Genomic DNA, 19440 nt, shown 5'->3' with positions numbered 1-19440 from the left:
GCGGCGAGGGCAACGCGAAAGCCTTCAATGCTGCTCGAAGCGCTCGTAACGTTTGTCGGTGTGGCGCTCTTCGCTCACCACCTCCGTGACGCGCGCGGAGGGCGGTCCATGACGCAGCCACGAGAGCATGCGGTCCACCTGGTTGGCCGCGCCCTGAATCACGGCCTCGACGGAGCCATCCTCCAGGTTGGCCACATAACCGCGGATGCGCAGCGCGTGCGCCTGGCGTGCCGTTGCGTGCCGAAAGCCCACGCCCTGCACCGTCCCGCGCACGCGCACGTAGTACGTCTCGATGCGCGAATCCAGATCCGGTCCAGTCATCGTTCAATCTCCTGTCTCTGTGCCACTCTCTGCGCGGCATTGTAGACGCCACGGCGCGCGAGCGTGCGTGCCGCCGCACCGGCCGCGCGCCACGTACAATCCGTGCCACGCCGGCGGCACGGCCGCCTCCGAAGCCACCGCATGCAACCGAACCCGACTGCGCGCCATCCGGCGCAAACCGACCAGGAAGTCCATCCCGTATGACCGCCAACTCCCGCGACCTCGTGCTGATCACCGGTGCCTCCGGTTTCGTCGGCTCGGCCGTCGCCCGCATCGCGCAAGCGAAGGGCTATGCCGTGCGCGTGCTGGTACGCTCGACGAGCCCTCGCACCAACCTCGCCGCGCTCGACGCCGAAGTCGTGACCGGCGACATGCGCGACGCCGCTTCCATGCGCGCCGCCCTCTCCGGCGTACGCTACCTGTTCCACGTGGCCGCCGACTACCGCCTCTGGGCGCCGGACCCGCACGAGATCGAGCGCGCGAATCTGGAAGGCGCGCAAGCCACCATGCGCGCGGCGCTCGAAGCCAGGGTCGAGCGCATCGTGTACACGAGCAGCGTCGCGACGCTCAAGGTCACGAATTCGGGCGCCTCCGCCGACGAAACCTCGCCGCTCACCGCCGAACAGGCCATCGGCGTCTACAAGCGCAGCAAGGTGCTCGCCGAGCGCGCCGTGGAACGCATGATCGAGCGCGACGGCCTGCCCGCCGTGATCGTCAACCCGTCCACGCCGATCGGTCCGCGCGACGTGAAGCCCACGCCCACGGGCCGCATCATCGTCGAAGCGGCGACCGGCAAGATCCCCGCGTTCGTCGATACGGGCCTGAACCTCGTGCATGTGGACGACGTCGCGCGGGGTCACTTCCTCGCGCTGGAGCACGGACGCATTGGAGAGCGCTACATCCTCGGCGGCGAGAATCTGCCGCTGCAGCAGATGCTCGCCGACATCGCGGGCATGGTCGGCCGCAAGGCGCCCACTCTCGCGCTGCCGCGCTGGCCGCTCTATCCGCTCGCGCTCGGCGCGGAAGCCGTCGCGCGCTTCACGAAGCGCGAACCGTTCGTCACCGTGGATGCGCTGAAGATGTCGAAGAACAAGATGTTTTTCACGTCGGCGAAGGCGGAGCGCGAGCTGGGGTATCGCGCGCGCCCTTATCGGCAGGGGCTGGAAGACGCGCTCGCCTGGTTCCGCGAAGCGGGCTATCTGAAGCGCTAACGGGCAGGCGAACTGTCTGGCACCGTTTTTTCGCGCTTTTGCGCGCGAAAATCGCATTCTGTTACAACTTTTATTGCGACATGCGCGCAACGCCGGAACGGCAAGCCATGCGCGCAGTGGGTAAAATCGCGGGTCTTACCTGGAAGCCTCGCATGAATCTACAAGAACAGATCGGCGCGCTCGACGCAGGCGTCGATCAGCTCCTTCAGGCGGCCGCCACCGAGGCGGCGCAGCCGAGCACCCAAGCCGATGTCGCTGTCGAAGAGAAGGCGCACGCCGCGCAAGCGGCTGTGCCGGTTGAAGCGCCGCAGCCCGCTCCGGCGGAAAAGGCCGACGCGCCCGCTCCTAACACGCTGAAGATCGACCGCCCCTCGCAGAATCAGCTCACGATGGAGATCGACGGCAAGACGGTGCTGCTCAATCCGCTGCAGGTGGGTGAACTGGTCGAGCGCCTCGCGAACGTGCGCGCCTCGATGCAGCCCGAGCCGCCGCCCGACCTGCCGCCCGGCTGGCGCTTCGTTTCGACGAAGAATCCGGCAATGGCCGTGCAGAAGCAGTCGAACGGCGACCGCCTGCTCGTGCTCCGCCATACGGGCCACGGCTGGGTGCCGTTCACGTTCACGCCGGACATGGTCGTGCAGATGTACATGATGCTGACGCAGCGCTAAGGCTGCGCCACGTCAACGCCCCTGCGCCGGCGCCTGCACGCGCGCCTTCCACTGCCCGCCCTTGCCGCGCCAGAAGCGCCACGCCGAAGCAAACGTCGCGCCCACGTAGAACAGCGCGACGAGCGGCAGGAACGGCGCCCACAGCGGCGAGCGCCGGTAGTAGGCCAGCATCGGCGCATAGGCGCAGCACATGAGCGCCCACGCGAGCCACGCGGGCCAGCCCTTGGGCCCAAGCCCGAGCGCGACGACGGGCGGCGCGAGATAGATCACCGTCATGCCGACGATCGTTCCCGCGAGCTGCCACGCCGAGTAGTGCAACTGCGTGAAGGCCGTGCGCGCGATCATGTTCCAGATGTCCTTCCACGAATCGTACGGGCGCAGCGACACGCTCTTCGCTGCCACGTCGAGCCGGATCGGGTGATGCCCCGTGCCACGATGCTTGATGCGCGCGGCGAGGCTGCAATCGTCGATCAGTTCGGCGCGGATCGATTCGATGCCGCCCGCTTCCTCCAGCGCCTCGCGACGCACCAGCATGCAGCCGCCCGCCGCCGCCGCCGTCTTGTTGCGCCGGTCGTTGACCCACGAGAACGGGTAGAGCTTCGCGAAGAAAAACACGAACGCCGGAATCAGCGCCTTTTCCCAGAACGAGTCGCAGCGCAGGCGCACCATCAGCGAGACGAGGTCGCGCTGTTCCGCCTGCGCGCGCACGACGAGCTGCGCGACGGCATCCGGCGGATGGCCGATGTCGGCGTCGGTCAGCAGCAGATAGTCGGCGGGCAGGCCCAGCGTGCGCACCGCCTCGATGCCCTGCGACTGCGCCCACACCTTCCCCGACCACCCCGCCGGCAGCGGCTTCGCCGCGATCACGGAAAGCTTCTCCGGGCACTGCAGCGCGAGCGCCGCCACGCGCGCGGCTTCGGCCGTGCCGTCGGTGCTGTGGTCGTCGATCACGATCACGTGGAAGTCGCCCGCGTAGTCCTGCTGAAGCAACGAACTCACGGCCTCGCCGATGGCGTCCGCTTCGTTGCGCGCCGGCACGACGGCGCAGACGGCGGGCCAACCGGCCGCGGGCTCGACTAAGGGCAGCGGCGCGGCAGGACGGGCGCGCCAGAAACCGCCGCGCCCGAGCAGCAGGACGAGCCAGATCAGGAGCGAGAGGCAGGAGAGGGCAAAGAGGATCGTCGTCATCGCGTCGTTATCTTTCAGGCGTTTTCAGGCGTTGTTACTTTCGATCGAAGGCGCGCGCACGCCGGTGCGGCGCGACAGCCACATGGCCGCCGTGCGGCACAGCACCACGGCCCAGTCGGCGGGAGCGAGCGCGTGGCGCTCGCGAAACACGTCGTAGCCCGCGCGCTCGATCCGTTCGAGCAGCCGCAGGCCGCCATGCACGACGCTGCCGAGCTCGAGGCCGAAGCGCCCCGGCACGCGCAGCGCCAGCGGCGCGCCGCTCGCCATCAGCGAACGCGCGAACGCCACCTCGTGACGCATCAGATTGCGCCAGGCGTCGTCCACCACGCCCGCCGCGATCTGCGCCTCGGTTACGCCGAAGCGCGCGAGGTCGGCCTGCGGCAGATACAGGCGGCCGCGCCGCCAGTCCGCGCTCACGTCCTGCAGGAAGGTGATGAACTGGAGCGCCGTGCAGATCGTGTCGGAGTCGGCCAGATTGTCGGGCGTCGCCGCGTCGATCAGGTGCAGCATCAGATGGCCGACCGGATTCGCCGAACGATGGCAGAAGTCGAGCAGTTCGAGGCGATTGGCATAGCGCACCGTATCGATGTCCTGATCGAACGCCGAAACGAGGTCGTAGAACGGCCTGAGCGGCAGCCGGCACTGCCGCACCACCTCGGCGAGCCTCGCAAACAGCATGGGATGGACGGACGCGGGCCGGCCCCCGGCCACCGCGTCGAGGCCGGCACGAAAATCCGCGAGACGCGCATGGCGCTCGGCAGGACTCCAGTCGCCTTCGTCTGCAATGTCGTCGGCGGTGCGCGCGACATGGTAGATCACGCCGACCGGCGCCCTCAGCGCCTTCGGCAGCAGCACGCTCGCGACCGGAAAATTGTCGTAGTGGTCGGCTTCCATCCAAAGCGTCCAGATTGGGGTCGGGTCCTCCGGCGCCTTGCGGCCAGCCGGGCGAACCCCGCGAACGCGTTAGTGTAAGGGTTCCGGAGCCGTGCTGCACTGCGGCATAACCCGCGCCCGGCCTGGCGTTCCTGCCTGAGCGCTTGCCTGCGAGACCCGTGCTCGACCCGTGCGCGCACCCCGCGGCCCACGGCAGAGAGAGGCGTGCCAGCCGGCCGCGACCGGCCGGCGTCGCGTCCGCGCCGCACCCCAAGTGCTTGTCACAGCAAACGGTTGGCGAAGCGGTTAAAATGCGCGTTTAGTCTCGCTCGGGCCGACGTCCGGCTGGACTTGTGCACCTAAATTAATATGATGGGCGCGGCGAACGAGTCATTTTTACCGGATTCTTCGACTAGCGCGCCAGTCGGAGTTCGCCACCCTATGCGAGTGATCCTTGCCCAACCCCGCGGCTTTTGTGCGGGGGTTGTCCGCGCTATCGAGATTGTCGATCGCGCACTGCAGAAGCACGGCGCGCCGGTCTACGTACGCCACGAAATCGTCCACAACCGCCATGTGGTCGAAAACCTGCGTAACAAGGGCGCGCGTTTCGTGGAAGAGCTCGACGAAGTGCCCGAGGGCGCGGTCGCGATTTTCAGCGCGCACGGCGTGGCGAAAACGGTGGAACGCGCCGCCGAAGAGCGCGACCTCGACGTGCTCGACGCCACCTGCCCGCTCGTCACGAAGGTGCATGTGCAGGGCCGCCAGTACGTTGCGCAAGGCCGCACGCTGATCCTGATCGGTCATGCGGGCCACCCGGAAGTGGAAGGCACGATCGGCCAGATTCCGGGCACCGTGCTGCTCGTGCAGAGCGAAGCCGACGTGGCGAAACTCGATCTGCCGCTCGACGCGCCGCTGGCCTATGTGACACAGACCACGCTTTCGGTGGACGACACGCGCGGCATCATCGACGCGCTGCTCGCCCGCTTCAGCGATATGGTCGGCCCGGACACGCGCGACATCTGCTACGCCACGCAGAACCGCCAGGCCGCCGTGCGCGAGCTGTCGACCGAAGTGGACGTGCTGCTGGTGGTGGGCGCAACGAACAGCTCGAACTCGAACCGCCTGCGCGAGATCGGCAGCGAGTCGGGCGTGGCGAGCTATCTCGTCGCCGACGGCTCGGAAGTGAAGCCGGAGTGGTTCGAGGGCGTCACGACCGTCGGCCTGACGGCGGGCGCCTCGGCCCCCGAAGAGATGGTCGAGAACGTGATCGACGCGCTGCGCGCGTTGGGGCCTGTCGAGGTGTCGACGATGGCGGGCCGTGAAGAAAAAGTCGAATTCAAGCTGCCGTCGAAGCTCTTGCAACCGCTCGTCGCGCGCGAAGTTTAAGGAGGACACACCTTGTCTATTCCGCTGCTACAAAAAGTCCGCGTTGGCGCGTACATCTTCCGCCAGCATTTCGGCGGCAACAAACGCTATCCGCTCGCGCTCATGCTCGAGCCGCTGTTCCGCTGCAATCTGGCCTGTAACGGCTGCGGCAAGATCGACTATCCGGATCCCATCCTGAACCAGCGCCTGTCGCTGCAGGAATGCCTCGAAGCCGTGGACGAGTGCGGCGCGCCGGTGGTTTCCATCGCGGGCGGCGAGCCGCTCCTGCACAAAGAAATGCCGCAGATCGTCAAGGGCATCATGGCGCGCAAGAAGTTCGTGTATCTCTGCACGAACGCGCTGCTCATGGAAAAGAAGATGGACGACTACGAGCCGAACCCGTACTTCGTCTGGTCGGTCCACCTGGACGGCGACCGCGAAGCGCACGACCACTCGGTTTCGCAGGAAGGCGTGTACGACAAGGCCGTCGCGGCCATCAAGGAAGCCAAGCGCCGCGGCTTCCGCGTGAACATCAACTGCACGCTGTTCAACGACGCCGTGCCCGAGCGCGTGGCGAAGTTCTTCGACACGGTGGGCGAGATCGGCGTGGACGGCATCACGGTGTCGCCGGGCTATGCGTATGAGCGCGCGCCGGACCAGCAGCACTTCCTGAACCGCGACAAGACCAAGAACCTGTTCCGCGAGATCTTCAAGCGCGGCAACAACGGCAAGAAGTGGTCGTTCAGCCAGTCGAGCCTGTTCCTCGACTTCCTGGCCGGCAACCAGACCTACGAATGCACGCCGTGGGGCAACCCGGCGCGCACGGTGTTCGGCTGGCAGAAGCCGTGCTATCTGGTCGGCGAAGGTTACGTGAAGACCTTCAAGGAACTGATGGAAACCACCGACTGGGACAAGTACGGCACGGGCAAGTACGAGAAGTGCGCGGACTGCATGGTCCATTGCGGCTTCGAGGCGACGGCCGTGATGGACACGGTCGCGCATCCGCTCAAGGCCGCGCGCGTCGCCCTCTCGGGCCCGCGCACGACGGGCGCGTTCGCGAAGGACATCCCGCTCGACACCCAGCGTCCGGCCGAGTACGTGTTCTCGCGCCACGTCGAGATCAAGCTCGAAGAGATCAAGAGCGCGGCCAAGACGAAGAAGCCGGCTACGGTCGCGGCAGGCTGATGGCAGGCTGACACTTCACCAACGTCTTGCCTCGAAGGGCGCAGCGGTTCAAACCGCTGCGCCCTTTGTCTTTTTATGGCTTATCGGAGCGAGCGCCGAAATATCGCTTCCGGGATAGCAACGCTTAAACCCTGCGCGACAGCCCAAAGAAACCGGACAGGTGACTTACTCAGCCGGCCGCCGAAACCTTACAAGCCAACGTTGAAATTCATCATCGGACCAGGACCTGAGACGGTTCAGCAGAGACCCTGATTAAGCATCAACTTCATTTGACTGCTGGGGCGACTGAGGAAAGTGCGGAATTGTCTGATCAAGGCACACCCACTGTTGCGCACTCGCGGTATATATGTCTAGCGTTGGCTTGAAGTCCGAGGTGTCGTCCAGCGAGGGAAAGCGGATAGAAGTGACTTGTGAATAAGCTTCGCTTTGCGTGAACAAAGGCGTGCCACAGTCAGGGCAAAAACTGCGGGTTGCGAGACTGCCGCTGCTTGCACGAACGGCGTATGTTTTCGGTGTACCAATGATCTCAAGGTCGGCGGTCATGACGATGACGCCTGACGCAAAAGGAGCGCCACTTGAGAGCTGACAGTCTCTGCAATGACAGTTGATCATGGCTACGGGTTCCCGCACGCTGGTATAGCGCACCGCGCCGCATGCACAACCGCCTGAGAAAGGAATGTTCATATTGCGATCCCCTATCGATATCGGGCTTGATTATACGGATACAGCTTTTCTGGTGGCCACCTACTGCTCGACGCGGCAGACCGTAGACGACCCGTTTCCGCCATCGGTCTTTAAGACCATCCGACGGCGGCTTTCAAGCTCGTTCGGACATTACCTCCGGAGCGAACCCTTGCACTACTCGGAAGCAACGGGGAAAGAACTCTCGTGCCCCTCAATCCCTCCCTATATGCCAGCTCGACAGGTTTACGATTGGCGACAAATCTAAAACAGTGAGATCGATCTCAGCCGAAGCAAGCGAGCGGAGTATGTTCGGCAGCACCTTTGACAAGATCAAAGTTCGCGGCAGTTCGTCAGCTGACCTCCATCCCGCTCCGAAGGCGAGATGTTCCATCTTTGACAGGCCAGTCGCTTCAAGCACGTCTCGGACTTCGGCCTCGGTGAGTCGGATTGATGTTTGAAAAGTAGGATCATCAGTTCGCCACAGTGCAAGTTTCTCGATCGTTCCGGAAACTCGGTCGTCGGAAAACGCCTTGGGGATACTTAGCAACAACTCGCACCAATCGGAAGCATTCTGCAAGTACAAACCCCACGGTTCGAAGCAAGGCCGACTAAAAGCCAGAGAAATGGAGCTGGCGATGCGCTTTCCCTTCCTTGCTTTTTGCCGCCGATAGGCCGCGAGCTCTATTGAATCGAGGGCGTCAGGAATGCTGACAATAATCTCGCCGTCTTGAAATGCTGGAAGTCGGTACCAAACCCACCCCGTGCCCATATCTTTGCGCGAGCAATTGATGCCCGTCAGCTCCGCTTCCGTGAGCGAAGGCGAGATGGTGATGTCTGCTGGATGATGGAGGTCGAATTTCGCGTCATTCATTTGCACATACTACCGCTACGGCTTGAGAGGCATCGATTGGCGATGATCGAAGTGGTAATGTCGAACGTCGGCTCGTGGCCGCACAGCGATCGAGAAGATGCCGCATGCGAACATCCATGTGGTTGATTTACGCGCGGGGCGAAAGACTCTGCGCGACGGCTCGCCAAAATTGGACCGCCTTGAAGTCGCCAGCAGACTCCGCCTTGCTAGCCAAACTTGCCGCGAAAATATGAGCCATCCGCCCATGGCGTAGCGTGAGTTCGTGCCCTTTCCGAGACACCTCGACCCAATCGACCTCGGCGTGTACGTTCGCATCAGCATTCATGGGTTTTTTTCACGGTTGTTAACCGTCGAGAGATCGACATTCTTGGCCGTGAGTGCGGCTCGTCGGACAACGATTCCGAAATCTCGCGATACCTTCATCTGTAGATGGCCGGAGCAAATGTGTAGCCACGATTGTTAACGATCTACGTGTCGGTGTCGACCGGCCGCTGTTGGCCGGCTAGCGCCCGACGACCGAGCGCGGCGATTTCCTCGGGCGCGGCTTTCATGCAATGGGCATGATTCGACCCGTTGCGGATCTTCAGATTTCGCAATAGCGGCCGTTCACCATTGGAGTAGTTGCTTTCCGAGATCAAACGATACGACAATGAACGCGCAAGAGTTCGACGAGGTATTCGAAGAAACTGTCGCAAAGCGCCTGACGAACGAGGGCTTTCGCCGTGAAGGAAAGAGCCTGTACATGGCGGACGGGGTCTGCCAGTTTGGGTGGATACGTGGCGGTGGCAGGCTTTCCCAAGCGGGTATGCTGGCCCACGTTATCGTCTTCCGGCACAGCTTTCTGCGCGGCAAGTCTGGCGAGATTCACACAAACGCACCGCGCGCGGCCGGTGACTACCCGTGGATATTAAGCGGAGAGCATTTGGTAGGTAGTTCGCGGATCGATTGGTGCTTTGATCCATCCCGGTTAATGACACCTCCATATGGCAACCTCAACTACACCGCGTTATCTGCTGACCAAGTTGCGGCCTTGATGGACGCTCGACGGGTTGCGCTGCTCAACTACGTTGCATGGGCCCGTGCGTTGAGCCTCGCCGAAGCGCACGGTCAAGTCGCCAGGTATGCGAAGGACTACTGGATTGCTCGTATGTGGGATGAGGACTATCGAGTGATCTTGAAGCGCTGATGGTCGATGCAGTTTGTCGACGATCCACAGGGTCGGGTTGACCGACTGCTTCTGGCGGATCGCCGCCTAACTTATTGCCCCGATTTCGGAGAATAATCGGTGAATTTAGATGCGACCCATTCAGCATTATCCGTATCGTAGGAGTATCCGGCGACCGGCATCACGCTCAGTTGGTAAAGTTCATCTTTCTCGTCGGGCATGGCCTGCCATGCAGTCGGCTCGACACCATACCCTTGCTCAGCATCTCGCTTGGCCTCGTCCAAATTTAAATACCAGTGATCGCCTTCAACGTCGCGGGCTGAAAAAGAGAAGTAACGGATGAGTAGGACACCGTCGGTCAGCCCAAGGATCAGAACCGATTCTATGTTTGGCCACTCCCGTGAGTTGGCCTTGGCCCACAAACGCATGGTTTCCTCGAATTCTTGTGCCCGCACGCATTGTCAACGATCTAGCAGTCTGGGGAGAGTGACCGCTCATGGCCGTTCTCCCCCTTTCTCACGGCCCGGCTCAACTGGCTCTTGCTCATCCTGGGAAAGAAGGTCGGATAGTTCAGACGCGGAGAGGCGTTTCATCTTCTTTTCGAGCTTGCGATCGTATTGCCGGTCGTTGGGCTCTGAGGCCTGAGCCTTGCGGGCGTACTGCTGGACGAAGCGACTAAGCTCGCCAGTTAGCCGAGTTTTTGCGCGGCTCGTAGTCATGTGTGGATCCGGTGCTAATCCAAGTTACGTCTTGCGTCTGCCTGCGTCGATTGTCGGCGATTCAGGTCCCGACGTCGACTGCCCCCTTCTGGCGGATCAGCGCCTGATGCAGAGTGGATAGTCCAACCCTGAGCGGCTACCCTATTTGACTCATGGCGGACACTCAAGAACGTTACTTTGATCGACCGAACCAGCGCTCGAAAATATTCGACGTGTCCTTACCTTTCTCAAAGACACGTTCGCGAATTTTATTGCCGTTGCCGTCGTGGAGATCAAGTTGCAATTTCGCAGATTTGAATACGACCTTCAGATCCACGTCATTTGCATAACACAGCTCAGTAAATTCCTCGATTGCCTGATGATACATGGGGTCGGAGACGACAATAAACCTGACTTCCGCTGCAGCTTGCCTTCTGGCGTCGTACCAATTGACCACGATTTCCTTCCATTCGCGCATTTCCTGAATCAGATTTTCCGGATCCGTAAGCTCCATGGAAAGTATGATGACGAACAAGTCCTCTTGCTGCTCGCTTTTCTTGCCGAATTCTTTGTATTTCATATCAGATATCCGGATGGTCGATGCCCTCCAATGTGTTATCGGCTCAGTGAGACCATTCCTGAGCAGTTTGGTGCTGCTCGTTATGACCGCGCTCGTTGCTGGGGAAGCAATCTCGATTGTTGGCGATCCTTATTGCGATGTCGACGGTCCGTTCCTGGCCGGTCAGCGTCCCCTCGCTAACCGGCCTACCATCCTACACCTCGGTCTGTTCGGCCATTTCAAGTGCGTCATCTACCTCGATGCCGAGGTAGCGGACTGTGCTTTCCAGTTTCGTGTGGCCAAGCAGCAACTGGACGGCCCGCAGGTTCTTCGTGCGACGATAGATCAACGACGCCTTGGTCCGGCGCATCGTGTGAGTACCGTAAGCGGTGTCGTCCAGACCGATTGAGGCGATCCACCGATGGACCAGCCGAGCGTATTGCCGCGTCGACAAGTGCGGAGAGTCATGAATTCTGCTCGGGAACAGAAAGTCGGTTGCATGCAGCCCCGCATACCTTATCCATGTCGCGACGCTGTCGCGGGTCTGTTCGGTGATCTCGAACTGCACCGGCCGTTGCGTCTTCTGCTGCATGATCGTCGCGCGACTAGCGATGTGATCCCCATGACAGACGTCCCGCACCCGAAGCTTCGTCAGATCGCACGCCCGAAGCTTGCTGTCGATAGCGAGATGAACATGGCCAGGTCCCGCACGCGAGACGAGAGTTGCAGGCGCACTCGGATCGCCCAAATCTCCTTCAGCTTCAGCGGTGGCTTCTGACCGGTCAATCTCCCTTTGTTCCACGGCACCCGCGACGGACCGGTATTGGTTGGCGTGCTCATAACAATCTCCTTTCAGTTGAAGGGAGATCCAGTGTGTGTCCGAAACAACGGGCGCTGCTCGACCCAACTCGGACTTTGGACGCTCTACAAAACGGACGTTCGATCGTCCTATCCTCGCCGCCCAGAACCGGTTACAGGGCCGCCGAGATTGCGCGCTGCACATTGGGATCGAAGTGGTTCCGATACCAATCAATCATTCCCCGCATATGCGGCTCGGCCGGTGGCGTATCCCCCGCGCCTATAAGTTCTGCACATGCGGCCGCCACCGCGGTGAGAGTCCGTGCCGTTTCCGGGACATAAGGTAGATCGAGATTCCTGTCGTGACGCGCCCGGATTACTTCGTAGCGAACGTTCTCGGGCAGCGTCCACGCACTAATCAAGAATTCCTGCACGCTCACTTGTCGCCCGCCTACCTGGACAGAACGACCGCGATGCTCTTCAGCATAGCCGGCCTGTTCCAACCGCTCGCAACTATCGATAGCTGCATTTAGAACTTCACGAATCAATTTCCAGTTTGTTTTCATTTCACCCCTTTGCAGCCGCTTCAATGAAATGTTCAAGACGTCCTGTCGCAAGAATCGACGCTCAGTAATTGTCGGCGATTGGAGTCACCGCGTCGAGCGCCTGTTCCTGGCCGGAAATGGTCTGAAGCCTTTGGATCCGTCCGTCCCCAAGAGCACGTTCAGAGGTTTTCGGACGCGGAGACTCGCAGCAATCTAGCGTGCTCCTATCCAATAAACAAGCCATCCCCAAGGGCCCCACCGTTCTATCAGGTCCTGTTTTTTGGTGAGGTACACGGTTGTCCCATGATTGTTGTACGGAATTGTCTTGCCACTTCTGACATCCGGGAATCGAGGTGCCCCCAAGATGGCTCGATCATAGCTTTCCGTGCTCCAAGCCAGACAGGCAATGCCGATTAGCAAGCTGGCGAAGTAAATCGAGGAGATGGCCATCCGTCGGGTGTTCATCGCCTGCCTATCCAATGCACTGCCGTAACGATAGAAAACATTGTCTGGATTGTCGACCATCTTCGCATCGCTGTCGAACGTCCGGAAGTGGCCGAGCACAGTCTGGTTGCCGTAAAACAGCCCCTAGCTTGACTATGAAGCGGTATCCCGTTGCACGTAGAAACCCCACACGCCGTTGGAAAGCTCAGTGGCTGCGAAGCAAACTGCCTTTCCAGGAATTGTGATTTCATAGACCCATGCACGATGACGTTCGCTGGGATAAGCCGGGTGCGGAACGACAATGTGTTCCTGAGACACCCGTCGCCAGTTGCCGGCATGCAACCACGGATTGATGCCATTGATCGAGAGAGGTGCGCCCTCAAATCCAACATGAATTGGCTTCCAGCCGTCGGTAAATTCTTCAGTTAGCATCTTGGTCTTCTGGATTCTCTATTATCTTGCCGACTATCTCGAACGACCGGTTGTGGCCGACCAGCGCCCCACGGCCAGGCGTGAAGATCGCTTCGGCCGTGCGTCTCATGCAAAGGGCATGACTCGATCCGTTGGGGTCTGTTGATCGCAAAAAAACAGGGGACCGGCTTACAAGCTATATCGTTCACCTGGCGAGAGCCCGGATCTGCCCACCCTGAGCGGCCCGTCTGCGCCCGCACTGGCACATCCATGGCACCCTGGCCCGCGACTCAGGTCTTCACTCATTAAGAACCCGTGCGGACGAAGGTTCCACACTCACACCACCCGGAACCGCTCAACGTTAGAGCGCAGATCCTCTGCCTGCGACTGCAGCGACATCGCGGCAGCGGCGGCCTGCTCGACGAGCGCCGCGTTCTGCTGCGTTACCGAATCCATCTGCGTCACCGCCTGGCTAACCTGAACAATCCCCTTGCTCTGCTCGGATGATGCCGCTGAAATCTCGTTCACGCTACCGGATGCCGCTCACGTTTGAATGCCCAGGTAATGCGTCCGGCAAATGTCGCTGCATGGCCGGGATGGAGCATCGCCTGCTGATCCTCCGCCTCGATGCACCAAACTCGTAAAGCGTTTCGGACAGGACGCAGCAGGATTGACAGAGATCCATGCACGCATGGCGGAGCTCGAGGGTGCCTTGCCGTCTCGTGCATGACGACGACCTCGTCATGTCGTCGCTCCACGCCAGTCTTGAGCCACGCACCGTGCTGATTTCGCAGACCTTACAGCAGCCCCAGTGTCGACGCTTTCAAGGTCGCGGCAGCGCGCGTCGAGCATTCGAGTTTGCGAAACACGCTCTCCATGTGCGTGCGTATCGTGCTCGGACTGAGTTCGAGCTCACGGGCTGCCTCCTTGTTGCTCGCGCCGTGGCTGATGAAACGCAATACTTCGATCTCGCGCGCCGTAAGCCGGATTGCCGACTCCCGGGGGCGTGCACTGCCTGACGGCGCTTCGCCGGCATTGAGCATCGCTTCAACAACCTCTCTGTCGAAGCGCCCCGTGTCTGCCTCAGCGCGTATTAACGAGGCCGCTTCTGTAGCGGTTAGCGCATCGCGCCATGGACGCTTTTGTCCCAGCGCGACCCACGCGACTGCCGCACTGAGCACACGGGCGTTGAGCGACAGCGCGCCTTCACCGGCGCCGCGGAAGTAACCGCTCCCGTCGGACCGCTCGTAGGCATGAGATGCCAGCTCCGCCGCCTGCGCGAGTGTGCCCGTCTGCTTGCCGGCGCGAGCCGTCCAGTACGGGACGAGCCTCACTTTCTCCCATTCCGCGGCGCTTAAACGCCCGGGTGAATTCCAGATCGCATTGGGCACCGCAGCCCGTCCGATTCCATGAATCAGCCCCGCCTGGTACACCTGGTGTTCCGTCGCGATCTAAACGGTATTCTGTAGTGCGAGATATTTGGCGTTGAGACAGTGGCGGATGTCTCGCGCTCAGCGAGAATGAATGAACCGCAGTCGAACGCGAGACGTAGATCGACACCCGGCGCAATGTTGTCGCGCGCTGCAAGAGCAACGGCCCCGGGATGCTCGCCCGGGGCCGTCGCTCAGAACGGATCGTCGATGTGATGCCGCACCGGGGCGGACCATGGTTGCCTGCTGCGCTGGATCTGCTCTGCGTATGCGCTGCTGAACCACAGCAGCCAGTCGCACAACAGTTGCTGGATCTGGGCCGCCGCCTCGTCGGTGAGCGCGGGTAGCGGCGGCGGTCGTGGCCCGATACGCGTGGACGGTGTGCGTGACTGACCTGGCTGCTGAGGGCGGCGGCTCATCGCATTTCCCCAATCGCCTGCTGCAACAGCTCGTCGGGCAGATGGTTCAGCCCTTTGGGCACAGCCAGCTGCATGGCGGTGCGCAGGATACGCCCGGCATTGCGCGGCAATCCGCGCGAAGCCTGGCGCAGCAGTTCGAGCCCGGTTTCGGAGATCAGCGTGTGGTTGCAGCCGGCGGCCTTGAGCGCGTGGGCGATGAGCTGTGCGAAGCGGGCGTGCTCGGTGACGGGCTGCAGTTGCACGCGGGTCTGGATGCGGCTGTAGAGCGCGGCGTAAGCGTTGCGCTCGAGCATCGGGGCCAGCTCCGGATGGCCGGCAAGCCACACGGTGATGAGACTGCGGGCGTCGAAGGCGAAGTTCAGGAACGAGGGGAAGTCGCGGAAGAACTCCGGCGGCAGGTTCTGCGCCTCATCGATGATCCACACCGGCAGGACCTGCTTGCCGTTGGCCAGCTCGGTGATGCGCTGCTTGATGTCGCGCCACAGGTCCGCGCGCCGGTAGCTGGGTTCGAGCCCGAGTTCGCGGGCCAGCGAGCGGTACAGGTCGATGCGCCCGAACTCGGTCTCGGACAGATAGATGGTCTGGTAGCGGTGCGGATTGAGGTTGCGCGTGAGGTGGCGCAGCATGGCGGTCTTGCCCACGCCGGGCTCCCCGGTGAGCAGGCCGATGCCGGGGCTGTCGAGCAGCCACTGGAAGCGTTCGGACAGGCGCGCGAGCGCGCCATCGTCCCACAGATCGGTGCCGTCGGTGTCCAGCGGCGCGCAACGCAGGCCGAAGTGTTGGCGGTACATGTGTCAGTCCTCGCGACGGTAATGATGTTGATGGACGAGTTCGATGAGGTTGGCTGTGGCAGCGGGCGCTGCAGTCGCGGCAACGGCGGGCGTCCTGCTGCGCCGGCGCCGGCTGTTGGCCAGCGCATCAAGCGCGGTGGCCGCGCCCAGTGGAGCGCCCTGCCTGCTCTGGACACGCACGACCGTACCGGCGTGCGGATCGACGACGAGCACGACGTAGTGGCCGCTGAGTTCATAGGGCACCTCGAAGACGGCGCCTTCGTACGAGACGGTGCCGTCGCGGCGCACGCGTCGCTCGACGCGGTGCAGGAACAGCTCATCGAGCCTGGGGGCAAGCGAGCCGAGCGCGCGGATGCGCGGCAGGTCCTGCCGGTAGCGCGAGAGCGGCGTCACGTTCTCGCCCAGCGCGCTGTGTGGCTCGCAGTGGTAGACCTGTTCGAGCCACGCCCACAGCCGCGCGTTCAGGTCAGTCAGCTCGCGGATGTGTGTGGTGTCCAGTTCGGAGAGGAACTGCTCGCGTACGGTACGGTGCCAGCGTTCGAGCTTGCCCTTGCTTGTGGGCTGGTAAGGCTGGCAATGCACGAGACGCACGCCCAGGTCTGCGCAGATGGTCTGCAGGCTCGCGGCGCGATAGGCCGCGCCGTTATCGACGACGAGCATCTTTGGAATTCCGCGACGCAAGAGCGCCTGCTTGAGCACGCCCTCGATCTCGAGGGCCGTCTCGGACAGACAGAAGGCGCTGTGTGCAACGAGGCGCGAGGCATCGTCCATGAGCGAGACGAGATAGGTCTTGCGGCGCGCCCCGCCAAACGAGAACGTCGGGCCGTGCATGACGTCACCGTACCAGATGGAGCCAGCGTACTCGGCCACGAAGCTGCGCTTCTCCTGGGCAACGACTGTAGGGCTGGCGATACGCGAGAGGTCGTGAGACTTGAGCAGGCGGTGCACGGCGCAGCGTGAGAGTGTGCCGCGCGCCACGATGCCGGTGGCCTCCAGCAACAGCCGGATCTGGCGCACCGAGCGGCTGGGGTTCTCGCGTTTGGCGGCGAGCACCGCAGCCTGCACGACCTCGGGCAGCTTCGAGCGACCCGTGTCGGTGCGCGGCCGGATGGCGAGCCCTGCGATGCCTTCGCGTCGCCAGGCGTAGTACCACGTCTGCAACGTGCGCTCGCTGATGTGACGCCGGCGCGAGCCCGGGATCGCGTACTCCTTGAGGGCGAGCTGACGCAACAGCTGTAGCAGCTCGCCGCGTTCGAGTCGCTCGCGGCTCACGATGGGGCCGAGCACGGACAGCCGGAACAGCGCCACGGGGTCGATGTCGTTCATGAAGTCTCCGTTGAAGTGGAAGAGACCTCATGAAACGCCTGATGCCGTGCAGGCGGCAGTGGGCAGACCCTGTGGGTTGCCCGTTACCGCGTCCGGCAGTGCGTCTCGTGTGGAATTGCGTTCAGCCGATCACGGGACATCGAGGCCATCCAGATCAAGCCAGGCCATCGCACGCGACAGCGACATGAGCGCGAAGCAGGGGCGCCAGAAGGTCGCCGTGTCGGCTGCGCGGCCCAGTTCGGGCAAGCGGCTTCGCAGGGCGAAGGCAAAGTCCTCACTGCAGCGCATGAGCCATCGCCACCAGCGGCGCACGGTGTGGCGATCGATGCCGACCAGGGCTGCGATGCGGCGCAGCGACAGGCCAGAGAGGATCAGGCAGAGCACGAGTTGCTGCAACGCCCAGCCGTACCAGCGCAGCGGGCAGATGCACAGCGGCAGGCGCGAACAGGTACGTCGGCAGGCGGCACAGCAATAGCGTGGCACGGGCACCGGATTGAGCGCGCCGGTGACGCTTCGGTCGGCCTTGCGTTCATAGAAGCCGTGCGCCCACAGGCACGTGCGGCCGCAGTGCGGGCAGCGGCCGGGATGATAGGACTGGGGCGTGGTGACGATGGAGCGAAGATGCTGTTCGAGCGTGAGAAAGGAATGTACGATCCGAAGCATAGGCCGGGCTGTTCTGCGTTCGTGGGCTGGTGTGAGAGCCGTCTCACGATAACAGAGGAGTACCGGCCTATCTCATGTCCACCGCATCGCACGATGCTCACGCTGAAATTCAGGAAATCGCCCTGGACGAACGCGAGACAAATACCCCCCGCCCAAACTCAAATAGCCCGAGCCGTAACACCTGGGCGAGAGCTGGGTCATCGCCACCCAGCCGGGCCAGGCATGCGACGGCGGCAGATGCGACTGCCCGCGAATAACCGGTCATCCACGGCAGTTTCAGGTCGATCACATCGGCGATGAGTTCGACGGACGTCGTCTCCTGCATGTGAGGCGTGACGACTGCTTCGGCCAGCGTGGCGGGTTCGAGCAACGCAAGCCTGTCTAGCCAGTCCGTGGCGCGATCTGTGACCAGCATGGCGAGTTCGCGCGGGTAACGCATACCGGACTGCTCCTCGATCAGCGCAAGGGCGCGGGGCAGGCCATAGACGCGGCTGAAGATTTCAAGGTCGCTGGCCAGCGCCACCATGAAGACGGCGCGCGGCACCGACGTGCCGGAGAGTCCGTCGGGAAGGCCGCTGCCGTCCCATGTTTCGAAAATATGGCGTAGCGCGGCTTCGGTTTCGGTGGAGAGCCGCAGTATTCGCGCGACTTCGCCAGACACCTCGCAGTGAATCTGCGCGAGCGGGATCAATGTGTCCCGTACGCCGAGCGGATCGAGCGATTTCGCCCAGCCCTGGCGTTGCGCCAGCATGGCTTCGCGCACGGCCACGTCGTCGCCCAGTGCATCGGAGAATCCAGGTGCATTGGCCGTGCAGCCCGACCAGCGCAGCAATGCAGCTTCCACTGCCGTCGCGATATCCAAGTCGCGTTCGCCGGCTGCGCGGGCCAGTTGCGCGGCAAGCCAGGCCGTACGCAGCGAATGGTCGGTCGGCTGCCCCATGCTGAGATCGCCGACAAAAGCCAGAGCCTTCACCGCGTCGTAAGCCGGCACCAACGCGTGCCTGTCCGGGAAATTTCCGTGTTCGTTCTGCGCTGCATCCATGCATGTCGTCCGTTATTGCAACAGGCAGCGTAGCGCGAGGATCGGACATTTGACCGATACCGCTGCGCGCCTTGGGCTGCGATTCTAACTGTCACGCCGGCCCATGGCAGGGCATGAACCGCGAGGAACCGCCTGCAGAGCAATCAACCGGCCAGGTATTGTAAAACTTCCCTCAGTTGAGGCCACTTTGAGTCACACCACAATCCATCCTGGCTGGGTGCGGGTCTTTCACTGGATCAACGCCGCAACGGTTATTGCCATGTGCCTGAGTGGCTGGCAGGTCTACGACGCGTCGCCAGTCTTCCGCGCGATCCGCTTTCCTGCGTCGATCACGCTCGGTGGCTGGCTGGGTGGCGCACTGCTCTGGCACTTCGCACTCATGTGGGTGCTTGTGGCGAATGTCGTCGTCTATCTCGGGATGGGCCTCATCACGGGCCGGCTGCGGAACAAGCTGCTGCCTGTCGGCGTGCGCGCCATTGCGCGCGACATGCTCGCGGCACTTCAGGGCAAGCTCGGTCACGACGATCTCAGCCAGTACAACACGGTGCAGAAGTTTGCCTATCTCCTGGCGCTTGCCGATCTCGTGCTGCTCGTGCTGTCGGGGCTGGCGATCTGGAAACCGGTGCAATTCCCCGTGCTTGCCGGTGCGCTGGGCGGATTCGACAACGCGCGCGTCGTCCACTTTGTCGCGATGGCGGTCATCGTCGCTTTCCTCGCCGTTCACCTGGCCATGGTCGCACTGGTGCCGCGCTCCCTGCTCGCCATGATCCGAGGCCGATAACC

General features: G+C 62.5%; 21 protein-coding genes and 3 pseudogenes. 6 read left to right on the top strand and 18 right to left on the bottom strand.

The window, feature by feature from the left end:
- Positions 1-24: 24 nt before the first annotated feature.
- Positions 25-321, bottom strand: a complete 297-nt coding sequence (locus WJ542_RS24055; protein ID WP_411191976.1) for an acylphosphatase — start codon at positions 319-321, stop codon at positions 25-27.
- Positions 322-521: 200 nt separating this feature from the next.
- Between WJ542_RS24055 and hpnA the strand changes: the two genes are divergently transcribed.
- Complete coding sequence (gene hpnA, locus WJ542_RS24050; RefSeq protein ID WP_411191975.1) at positions 522-1532, top strand: hopanoid-associated sugar epimerase; 1011 nt, start codon at positions 522-524, stop codon at positions 1530-1532.
- Between the two features lie 152 nt (positions 1533-1684).
- Positions 1685-2200, top strand: coding sequence for a hypothetical protein (locus WJ542_RS24045; protein ID WP_411191974.1), 516 nt, complete (start codon positions 1685-1687; stop codon positions 2198-2200).
- A gap of 12 nt (positions 2201-2212) precedes the next feature.
- On the opposite strand, the gene WJ542_RS24040 is transcribed toward WJ542_RS24045, so the two are convergent.
- Both WJ542_RS24040 and hpnC read right to left on the bottom strand, forming a co-directional pair.
- On the bottom strand, positions 2213-3388 hold the full coding sequence (locus WJ542_RS24040; protein WP_411191973.1) for a glycosyltransferase: 1176 nt from the start codon (positions 3386-3388) through the stop codon (positions 2213-2215).
- 24 nt (positions 3389-3412) lie between these two features.
- Positions 3413-4282 carry a squalene synthase HpnC gene (gene hpnC, locus WJ542_RS24035; protein WP_411191972.1) on the bottom strand — a complete coding sequence of 290 codons (870 nt, stop codon included), beginning with the start codon at positions 4280-4282 and terminating at the stop codon, positions 3413-3415.
- Positions 4283-4702: 420 nt separating this feature from the next.
- Between hpnC and ispH the strand changes: the two genes are divergently transcribed.
- The gene (gene ispH / locus WJ542_RS24030; RefSeq protein ID WP_411191971.1) at positions 4703-5647 is read left to right on the top strand and encodes a 4-hydroxy-3-methylbut-2-enyl diphosphate reductase; all 945 of its coding nucleotides are present in this window, start codon (positions 4703-4705) and stop codon (positions 5645-5647) included.
- 12 nt (positions 5648-5659) lie between these two features.
- Positions 5660-6811: an adenosyl-hopene transferase HpnH gene (gene hpnH, locus WJ542_RS24025; RefSeq protein WP_411191970.1), complete on the top strand. Its 1152-nt coding sequence runs from the start codon at positions 5660-5662 to the stop codon at positions 6809-6811.
- Between the two features lie 252 nt (positions 6812-7063).
- Here the strand turns inward: hpnH and WJ542_RS24020 are convergent, their stop codons facing one another.
- Both WJ542_RS24020 and WJ542_RS24015 read right to left on the bottom strand, forming a co-directional pair.
- Positions 7064-7495, bottom strand: a complete 432-nt coding sequence (locus WJ542_RS24020) for a GFA family protein (RefSeq protein WP_411191969.1) — start codon at positions 7493-7495, stop codon at positions 7064-7066.
- Between the two features lie 211 nt (positions 7496-7706).
- A complete protein-coding gene (locus WJ542_RS24015) occupies positions 7707-8366 on the bottom strand; it encodes a hypothetical protein (RefSeq protein WP_411191968.1) in 660 nt (219 codons plus the stop codon).
- A 649-nt stretch (positions 8367-9015) separates the two neighbouring features.
- Here WJ542_RS24015 and WJ542_RS24010 point away from each other — a divergent pair.
- The gene (locus WJ542_RS24010; RefSeq protein WP_411191967.1) at positions 9016-9552 is read left to right on the top strand and encodes a hypothetical protein; all 537 of its coding nucleotides are present in this window, start codon (positions 9016-9018) and stop codon (positions 9550-9552) included.
- Positions 9553-9623: 71 nt separating this feature from the next.
- Here WJ542_RS24010 and WJ542_RS24005 read toward each other — a convergent pair whose 3' ends face one another.
- The 13 genes and pseudogenes from WJ542_RS24005 to WJ542_RS23945 form a co-directional block, all read right to left on the bottom strand.
- Complete coding sequence (locus tag WJ542_RS24005) at positions 9624-9959, bottom strand: hypothetical protein (protein WP_411191966.1); 336 nt, start codon at positions 9957-9959, stop codon at positions 9624-9626.
- Between the two features lie 66 nt (positions 9960-10025).
- Complete coding sequence (locus WJ542_RS24000) at positions 10026-10250, bottom strand: hypothetical protein (RefSeq protein ID WP_411191965.1); 225 nt, start codon at positions 10248-10250, stop codon at positions 10026-10028.
- 172 nt (positions 10251-10422) lie between these two features.
- The gene (locus tag WJ542_RS23995) at positions 10423-10809 is read right to left on the bottom strand and encodes a hypothetical protein (RefSeq protein WP_411191964.1); all 387 of its coding nucleotides are present in this window, start codon (positions 10807-10809) and stop codon (positions 10423-10425) included.
- Between the two features lie 193 nt (positions 10810-11002).
- Positions 11003-11628 (bottom strand): annotated as a pseudogene (locus WJ542_RS23990) (tyrosine-type recombinase/integrase).
- Positions 11629-11759: 131 nt separating this feature from the next.
- A complete protein-coding gene (locus tag WJ542_RS23985; protein ID WP_411191963.1) occupies positions 11760-12188 on the bottom strand; it encodes a hypothetical protein in 429 nt (142 codons plus the stop codon).
- Between the two features lie 540 nt (positions 12189-12728).
- Positions 12729-13007 carry a hypothetical protein gene (locus WJ542_RS23980; protein WP_411191962.1) on the bottom strand — a complete coding sequence of 93 codons (279 nt, stop codon included), beginning with the start codon at positions 13005-13007 and terminating at the stop codon, positions 12729-12731.
- Between the two features lie 315 nt (positions 13008-13322).
- Positions 13323-13523, bottom strand: a pseudogene (locus WJ542_RS23975) (methyl-accepting chemotaxis protein); the annotation flags it as partial.
- A 260-nt stretch (positions 13524-13783) separates the two neighbouring features.
- Positions 13784-14434: pseudogene (locus WJ542_RS23970) on the bottom strand (HD domain-containing phosphohydrolase); the annotation flags it as partial.
- A 176-nt stretch (positions 14435-14610) separates the two neighbouring features.
- The gene (locus tag WJ542_RS23965; protein ID WP_411188278.1) at positions 14611-14835 is read right to left on the bottom strand and encodes a hypothetical protein; all 225 of its coding nucleotides are present in this window, start codon (positions 14833-14835) and stop codon (positions 14611-14613) included.
- Entirely contained in the window at positions 14832-15626 is a 795-nt protein-coding gene (locus WJ542_RS23960; RefSeq protein ID WP_411188277.1) for an ExeA family protein, read from the bottom strand. The genes WJ542_RS23965 and WJ542_RS23960 overlap by 4 nt, the downstream gene beginning before the upstream one ends.
- Before the next feature lie 3 nt (positions 15627-15629).
- Positions 15630-16952 carry a DDE-type integrase/transposase/recombinase gene (locus WJ542_RS23955; RefSeq protein ID WP_411188276.1) on the bottom strand — a complete coding sequence of 441 codons (1323 nt, stop codon included), beginning with the start codon at positions 16950-16952 and terminating at the stop codon, positions 15630-15632.
- Between the two features lie 129 nt (positions 16953-17081).
- Positions 17082-17615, bottom strand: a complete 534-nt coding sequence (locus WJ542_RS23950) for a DUF6431 domain-containing protein (protein WP_411188275.1) — start codon at positions 17613-17615, stop codon at positions 17082-17084.
- Between the two features lie 109 nt (positions 17616-17724).
- Positions 17725-18657, bottom strand: a complete 933-nt coding sequence (locus WJ542_RS23945; RefSeq protein WP_411191961.1) for an HD-GYP domain-containing protein — start codon at positions 18655-18657, stop codon at positions 17725-17727.
- 187 nt (positions 18658-18844) lie between these two features.
- Here WJ542_RS23945 and WJ542_RS23940 point away from each other — a divergent pair, with 187 nt between their 5' ends.
- A complete protein-coding gene (locus WJ542_RS23940) occupies positions 18845-19438 on the top strand; it encodes a cytochrome b/b6 domain-containing protein (RefSeq protein WP_411191960.1) in 594 nt (197 codons plus the stop codon).
- Positions 19439-19440 lie beyond the last annotated feature (2 nt).

The organism is Paraburkholderia yinzeri (genome assembly GCF_046581065.1).
GTDB lineage: Bacteria > Pseudomonadota > Gammaproteobacteria > Burkholderiales > Burkholderiaceae > Paraburkholderia.
The sequence above is the reverse complement of the archived record's forward strand: the minus strand, read 5'-3'. Positions and strand labels throughout refer to the sequence as shown.